The organism is Bacillota bacterium (assembly GCA_024653485.1).
Taxonomy (GTDB): domain Bacteria; phylum Bacillota; class SHA-98; order UBA4971; family UBA4971; genus UBA6256.
This window is the reverse complement of record JANLFY010000008.1, coordinates 163,778-171,046: the sequence shown is the minus strand read 5'-3', so window position 1 is coordinate 171,046 and position 7,269 is coordinate 163,778. Positions and strand designations below refer to the sequence as shown.

Genomic DNA, 7,269 nt, shown 5'->3' with positions numbered 1-7,269 from the left:
GGACCAGGCACGGGCACGTGGGAAGACTCTTCCGGCAGGCCAACACACAAGGCCGGTAGCGATCATTCAGCCGCGCGGTGAACTGGCGGGACTCCTTACTGCCGCCTACCCAAAAACCCGGCTTGTAGACATGACGCTTGATGAAGCGGTATACAGAAGAATCGAGCGCGTGCTCATCGAGCAACGCAACCGCGCGGCGCTCCGCGAGTACGGCTTTGCCCCCCTCCGCAAGCTGCTTTTGATTGGCCCACCGGGCACGGGCAAGACGATGACCGCTGCCGTGCTTGCGGGTGAGTTGGGGCTGCCGCTCTTCACCATCCAGCTTGATGGGCTCATTACCAAGTATCTCGGCGAGACGGCAGCCAAGCTCCGTCTCATTTTCGATGCCATCCGGGAGACACGAGCTGTCTATCTGTTCGACGAGTTTGATGCGCTCGGCGGAGAGCGCGCGGCGCGAAACGAAGTCGGCGAAATTCGGCGGGTGCTCAGTTCCTTCCTGCAGTTTCTCGAATTGGATGAGTCGGAGAGCCTCATCGTCGCAGCCACTAACCATCCGCAGCTTCTCGACCGCGCGCTTTTCCGACGGTTCGACTCAGTTATCGAATATCCGCTACCGTCGCCAGCGGTAGCGGAGAACGTGATGCGCGCGCGACTCGCACTTCTCGACACGACACGGGTAGATTGGGCGAAAGCGGCAGAGACCAGCGAGGGACTGAGCCATGCGGATATAACGAGCGCCTGCGAACACGCAGCCAAGAACGCGATTCTCGGGCACCGTCGGTACGTTGAGACGGCCGAGATCTTGGAAGCCCTTGACGAGCGGCGCAAGGCGCACACCTCGGGACGGTGAGGATTGACCGATGCGCGCGACGCGCAACAAGAGACACCTGCTTGTGCCCGACGCACCGGCGGCCGAGCCGTACCGGCCGCACGGTAGGCGAATCAAGCTCACACCATTTGCGGGGCCGCAGGATCGTTCGGCACACGCAAAGGCCCTAAGCGCCTCATTACAGCGGGCGCAAGAGGAGGCGGTGGGGCGCCGTGCGGAGTTGGGCGTTACCGTGCGTGGCGCGCAGCCGGGGCTTTATATCCAGTTCGAAAGTCCGCCCGGGACCGAGCTCAAGCTCGAATCCCTAGAAGACCGACTCAAAGGCATCGAGCTGGTGGCGGTTCAGAGCTTCCAGCCCGACCCCAAGCGTCCACCGGTCCAGCGTGCGACCGTATTCCTTCCAGATGGAGCATTCAAACACTTCGTTACAAAGTTCGAGCAGTACGCAACTGAGCAGACCGAAAAGGGCGAACCTCGGCACAAGGACCTGGTCGATCGCATCGCGGAGCTTCGGCGTGCAACGCTGCGTGCACTCTGGACGGACGACGCGGCGGCGTATCCGGTTGAAGGTGAAGCGATCTGGTGGGAGGTATGGCTGCGCCGTCACGATGGGAGAGAGCTGGAACGCCTTCACGAGTTCGCCCAGGTGGTTGGGCTTTCCCTGGGTGAGCGCCGCCTCGCATTCGATGATCGAATCGTCGTCCTGGTGTGGGGAACGGAACAGCAGCTTTCCGGATCCCTGGACGTCTTGAATGATGTCGCCGAGGTGCGGCGAGCAAAGGAAAGTGCCGCGTTTTTTGTGGACATGCCCGCGAAAGAACAGGCCGCGTGGATTGAAGACCTCGTAAGGCGCACTACACCGCCGCCGAAAGATGCGCCGGCGGTATGCATCCTCGATACGGGTGTGACGCGCGCCCATCCGCTACTGGATCTGGCGATCGCTTCGTCCGATGCTAGTGCGGTAGATCCCGCGTGGGGCGGACACGACGATGGCGGTGGGCCCGACAACATGGGGCATGGAACAGAAATGGCAGGCCTCGCTCTGTACGGTGATCTTGTGGCTGTCCTGACCGCACGCACCCCGGTGCGTCTGTGCCACCGCATCGAGTCGGTGAAGATCTTGCCCCCACACGGCGTAAATCACCCGGAGCTTTATGGTGCGATCACGGCACAAGCGGTAGCCCGACCAGAAGTCTCTGCCCCTCACCGACCCCGGGTATTCTCACTCGCGGTGACGACGCTCGACGGGCGCGACCGTGGTCAGCCTACTTCGTGGTCGGCGGCACTCGACGCCCTCGCGGCTGGGCGTGTGTTCGACCCGGCAACGCAAGGGCTGTGCTACCTGAATGGCGCTGAGGGAGCTGCACGGCGGCTTTTCGTTGTGAGCGCGGGCAACGTACCCGCTGACCGGCTGGAAGCAGCGCACCTCGATCGCAGCGATATCGAGGCGGTGCACGATCCAGCGCAGGCCTGGAACGTACTTACGGTGGGTGCCTACACCGAGAAAGCAGTGATTACACATCCGGACTGGAGCGACTGGTCGCCCGTCTCCCCGCCGGGGGACCTTTCGCCTTGGAGTACAACTTCTGTGACGTTTCAAGGTATTTGGCCCATCAAGCCCGAGGTGGTATTCGAGGGTGGCAACGTCGCTTGCAGCGGCAATGACACGGACTATGCAGTCCCCGATCTCTGTGGATTGTCCACATATTACAGACCGAATGTAAAGCCGCTTGTGCTTTCATACGCGACGAGTGCGGCAACAGCACAGGTCGCGCGCATGGCAGCAATCGTACGTGCTGAGTATCCTGAGTTCTGGCCTGAGACCGTCCGTGCGTTGATCGTCCACTCGGCAAGATGGACGCCAGCCATGGAGGCGCACCTTGGAAACGCCAGGGGGAAGCGCGACAGGGCCAAGTTAGTACGCCGATATGGTTTCGGTGTCCCCAACCTGGAACGCGCCTTGCGCAGTGCAAATGACGCGCTGACACTGGTCGCCCAAGCGACCTTGCATCCGTTCAAGGATCGCAAAATGCACGAGATGCATCTGCATGATCTGCCATGGCCCAGGGAAGTTCTGTTAGATCTCGGGGAAACCCGAGTTCGTCTGCGGGTCACTTTATCATACTTTATTGAGCCGAACCCTGGGCGACGTGGGTGGAAGCGCCGATACCGTTATGCGTCTCACGGCTTCCGGTTCGACGTCAAATTACCCGCAGAAAGTAGGGACGATTTCAGGAAGAGACTGAACCAGCGAGCACTTGACGAGGACGAAGATAGGCCGACAAGCGGGTCGGATTCGGAGGGATGGTTACTCGGTGAGCAGGCCCGCAACAAAGGTTCGCTCCACTCCGACATCTGGGAAGGTACCGCAGCGGATCTCGCTGAACGGGGTGTCATCGGTGTGTACCCTATATCCGGCTGGTGGAAGGATCAGCCCACGCGCGACCGCAGTGAGGTCGGCGCTCGGTATGCTCTCGTTGTGAGCATAGAGGTCGATGCTGAAGACATAGATATCTGGACTCCAGTGGCAGTTCAAATCGGTGTACCGGTGGAATCAGTCCCTTTGGAAAGCTGATGTGCTTAGGAATCAGGGCTTTTTCGGGGGAGACTCTTGTGTATGATCGCTACCTTGAAGCATTGAGCGAAAGGATGGCGCCGCTATGAGCCCGGACATCTCCGAGCACAGTCTTGAAGACGCCATCGAGGCGTCATTGCTCCAGTATGGCCCCGATGCCTACGCTGGCGATGGCGACGCCGGCGCCGTGCGCGAGACGCCGGCACCGTACGGCGAGATGCCGCCGGGCGGCTACCACAAGCGCCGACCCGAGGATTACGACCGCACGCTTTGCCTGATCCCGCGCGATGTGGTGGACTTCGTCCTCGCCACTCAGCCCAAGGAATGGGCCAAGCTCAAGCAGCACCACGGCGCACCGGTGAAGGAGCAGTTCCTCAAGCGGCTTTCTTCCGAAATCGAGCGCCGCGGAGCGCTGGATGTGCTGCGCAATGGCATTAAGGATTCGGGCTGCAAGTTCAAGCTCGCCTACTTCCGCCCGGCCAGCGGGCTCAACGAGGAAACGAGGAGCCTCTACCAGGCGAACATCTTCTCCGTCGTCCGCCAGCTCCGCTACAGCACCAAGAACGAGAAGAGCATCGATCTCGTGCTGTTTCTGAATGGCATCCCCGTCTTCACCGCCGAACTCAAAAACCTGCTCACCGGCCAGACGGTGGAAGACGCGATGCGGCAGTACAAAACCGACCGAGACCCCCGCGAGCCGCTCTTCGCCTATGGCCGGTGTCTGGCGCACTTCGCTGTCGACCCCGATCTCGTCTATGTGACCACCCATTTGCAAGGCACGAAGACGCGCTTCCTGCCTTTCAACCAGGGCCGCTTTGGCGGCGCGGGAAATCCGCCAGTGCCACCCACACGCGCGGGCTACGCCACGAGCTACTTGTGGGACGAAACCTGGGCGCGCGACAGCGTGCTCGACCTCATACGCCAGTTCATCCACGAGGTGGAAGAGGAGGATGAGAAGGGGCGCAAGAACGGCCGGAGCTTTCTCATCTTCCCACGCTACCACCAGCTCGACTGCGTGCGCAAGCTCATCGCCCATGCCCGAGCGTATGGCCCGGGGCAACGCTACCTCATTCAGCACTCGGCGGGAAGCGGCAAGAGTTTCACCATCGCCTGGCTGGCGCATCAATTGGCAACCTTGCACGACGCCAGAAACCGGCGAGTTTTCGACTCCATCGTAGTCGTCACCGACCGGCGGGTGCTTGACCGACAACTGCAGCGCACCATGCGGCAGTTCGAGCAGACGCTGGGAGTGGTGGAAAACATCGACACCACGTCGCGCCAGCTCAAGGAGGCGCTGGAGTCTGGCAAGACGATCATCGTCACGACGCTTCAGAAGTTCCCTGTCATCGTGAACCAGATCGGTGAGCTCCCCGGCAAGCGCTTCGCCGTGATCGTAGATGAAGCCCACTCCTCTCAGTCGGGCGAGAGCACGAAGAGCCTCAAGGCCGTGCTGGCCTCGGTTTCGCTCGAGGAGGCGGAACACGAGGAGGCTCAGGCGGCAACACCTGAGGAGGAGCTCGAGAGGGCGATTCTCGCAGAGATCGAAAAGCGCGGGCGGCTGCCGAATCTCTCCATGTTCGCCTTCACCGCCACGCCCAAGCCCAAAACGCTCGAGCTTTTCGGCACCAGGCGCTCTGACGGGAAGTTCGAGCCGTTCCACCTCTACAGTATGCGCCAGGCCATCGAGGAAGGGTTTATTCTGGATGTGCTTGCCAACTACACCACGTACAAGGCCTACTGGCGGTTGCTCAAGAAGATCGGGGACGACCCCCGGTACGACAAGAAAAAGGCCGAGTACCTGCTAAAATCATTCGTGGAGCTCCATCCGCACGCCATCGACGAGAAAGTGCGTATTATGGTCGAGCACTTCGCGGCGCATGTACAGGGCGAGATCGGCGGCAGGGCGAAAGCGATGATCGTCACCCGTTCGCGCCTTCACGCAGTGCGCTACAAGCTCGCCCTAGACGAGTACTTGGCGAAGCGCGGGTATCCATTCAAGGCGCTGGTCGCCTTCTCGGGGACGGTGCAGGATGGCGGCCAGTCGTACACCGAAGCCGGCATGAACGGCTTCCCGGAAGCCCAGACCGCGAAGGCCTTCGAGCGCTCGGTGTACCGCTTCCTGATCGTTGCCAACAAGTTCCAAACCGGCTTCGACCAGCCCCTCCTGCACACGATGTATGTGGACAAAAAACTGGGCGGGGTGAACGCTGTACAGACGCTCTCGCGGCTGAACCGCACCCATCCTGAAAAGAGGGGCCCGATAGTCCTCGACTTCGCTAACGAGGCCGACGAGATCAAAGCGGCCTTTGAACCGTATTACGAAACGACATTGCTATCCGAGGCGACCGATCCGAACTTGCTTTACGAGATCCAGACGCGCCTAGCTGGCTTCCCTGTATACACCGAGCAGGACATAAACGCCTTTGCCAAGCTGTACTTCGACAAGAGGGCCACCCAGGACCAACTGTATGCGGCCCTGGCCCCCGTGGTGGATCGGTTCCGCGGATTGGCCAAGGATGAGCAGCAGGATTTTCGCGGCCAACTCACTGACTTCATCCGGCTCTACGCCTTCTTGGCACAGGTGCTCACCTTCGCCGACCCCGACCTGGAGAAACTGTATGTTTTTGCGCGCCACCTGCGACGCCTGCTACCTGCCGATCGTGATACACTACCCTGGGAAGTGCAACAAAACATCGACATGGAATCCTACCGTATTCAACAAACGTCAAGCGGCAGGATCACGCTCGACCGAAGATCCGGCCTGCTCGATCCGCAAAGCACCAAGGGCCGGTATGGGGTCGCACCGGAGGAACTGGAGCCGCTCTCGCGCATCATTGCCGAGCTGAACGAGCGCTTTGGCCTCAATCTCGGACCAGAGCACCACGTCACGCTGGGCCAAGTCATGGCCAAGCTCGATGCCGACCCCGCTCTCGACGCAAGCGCTCGGGTGAACACACGCGAGAATGTGCGCCTAACATTCGACCAAAAGGTTGATGAACTGGTTCAGGAAATCGTGGACTCCAACTTCGAGCTCTACAAGCGCATCACCGACGATAAAGGCTTCGGCGAAGCTGTCAAGAACTTGCTTTTCGACCTGTACTTGCGCTCACACGAGCCATTGAATGCAGTGGAGCCACGCCCCTAAACACGCGGCCGCTGGCGGTGCTCTTCGCCGTAGGCGGGCGCGCCCGGCCTGATCGCAGGCAAAGCCAAAGTAAAGCCGAAGTAGCCGGCCCCGGTTCATTCCGCGCGCGGCCCTCGCCGCCGACCAGCTCCCGGGGCCAGCAGCATCAAGAACCCGATCACTATGATCGCGGCGGGCAATAGCCACCTTCCGATCTCCCGGCCGAGCGTCGCTGAAAGCCCCACGACGCCCGCGCCTAGCGTGGGCACCGCGGGTATGAGGAATTCCACGCGCCGCCCGCCGAAGAGATACGTTTCCAGAAAGCCTACGCCCACCGCCAGCGGAAAGACGGGCCATAGATACTCGAGAATGTCCCATCCAAAGAACTGACATGCCAGGAAGAGAGCCCCGACGGTGGTGAGAAACCCGCCCGGGATGAAAAGCCCTTCCGCTCCCTTCTCAGCAAACGCCATCCAGTGCAGAATCGCCCCGAGCCCGAGGGGCGCGAGAGGCCACCAGAACCAAGGTACCGAGGACACCACGTCCAAGTTGTAGAGCAGCAGCCACAACCCGATTAGTGCGACTACAACGCCGAGGAGAATTCTAGGCCATTTCACAAAGCAATTCCCTCCTCTCTTTCCCTTCCATTCATTCTCCCTCTGGCACAGCATACCTTCCACATACTATATGTACTGTACAGACACACTGGGTTCGCACAGCCGCGCTACCCACAACGATCGT

4 protein-coding genes are annotated in these 7,269 nt (G+C 60.7%); 3 read left to right on the top strand and 1 reads right to left on the bottom strand.

Annotated features, from left to right (window positions below):
- The 3 genes from NUW12_08365 to NUW12_08355 all read left to right on the top strand — a co-directional run.
- Positions 1–850 (top strand): ATP-binding protein (locus NUW12_08365; protein ID MCR4402785.1); only part of this gene is annotated, 850 nt, incomplete at its 5' end.
- A gap of 199 nt (positions 851–1,049) precedes the next feature.
- On the top strand, positions 1,050–3,404 hold the full coding sequence (locus NUW12_08360; protein ID MCR4402784.1) for a S8 family peptidase: 2,355 nt from the start codon (positions 1,050–1,052) through the stop codon (positions 3,402–3,404).
- A gap of 85 nt (positions 3,405–3,489) precedes the next feature.
- Positions 3,490–6,549 carry a type I restriction endonuclease gene (locus tag NUW12_08355; GenBank protein MCR4402783.1) on the top strand — a complete coding sequence of 1,020 codons (3,060 nt, stop codon included), beginning with the start codon at positions 3,490–3,492 and terminating at the stop codon, positions 6,547–6,549.
- Between the two features lie 95 nt (positions 6,550–6,644).
- Here the strand turns inward: NUW12_08355 and NUW12_08350 are convergent, their stop codons facing one another.
- The gene (locus NUW12_08350) at positions 6,645–7,145 is read right to left on the bottom strand and encodes a hypothetical protein (GenBank protein MCR4402782.1); all 501 of its coding nucleotides are present in this window, start codon (positions 7,143–7,145) and stop codon (positions 6,645–6,647) included.
- Positions 7,146–7,269 lie beyond the last annotated feature (124 nt).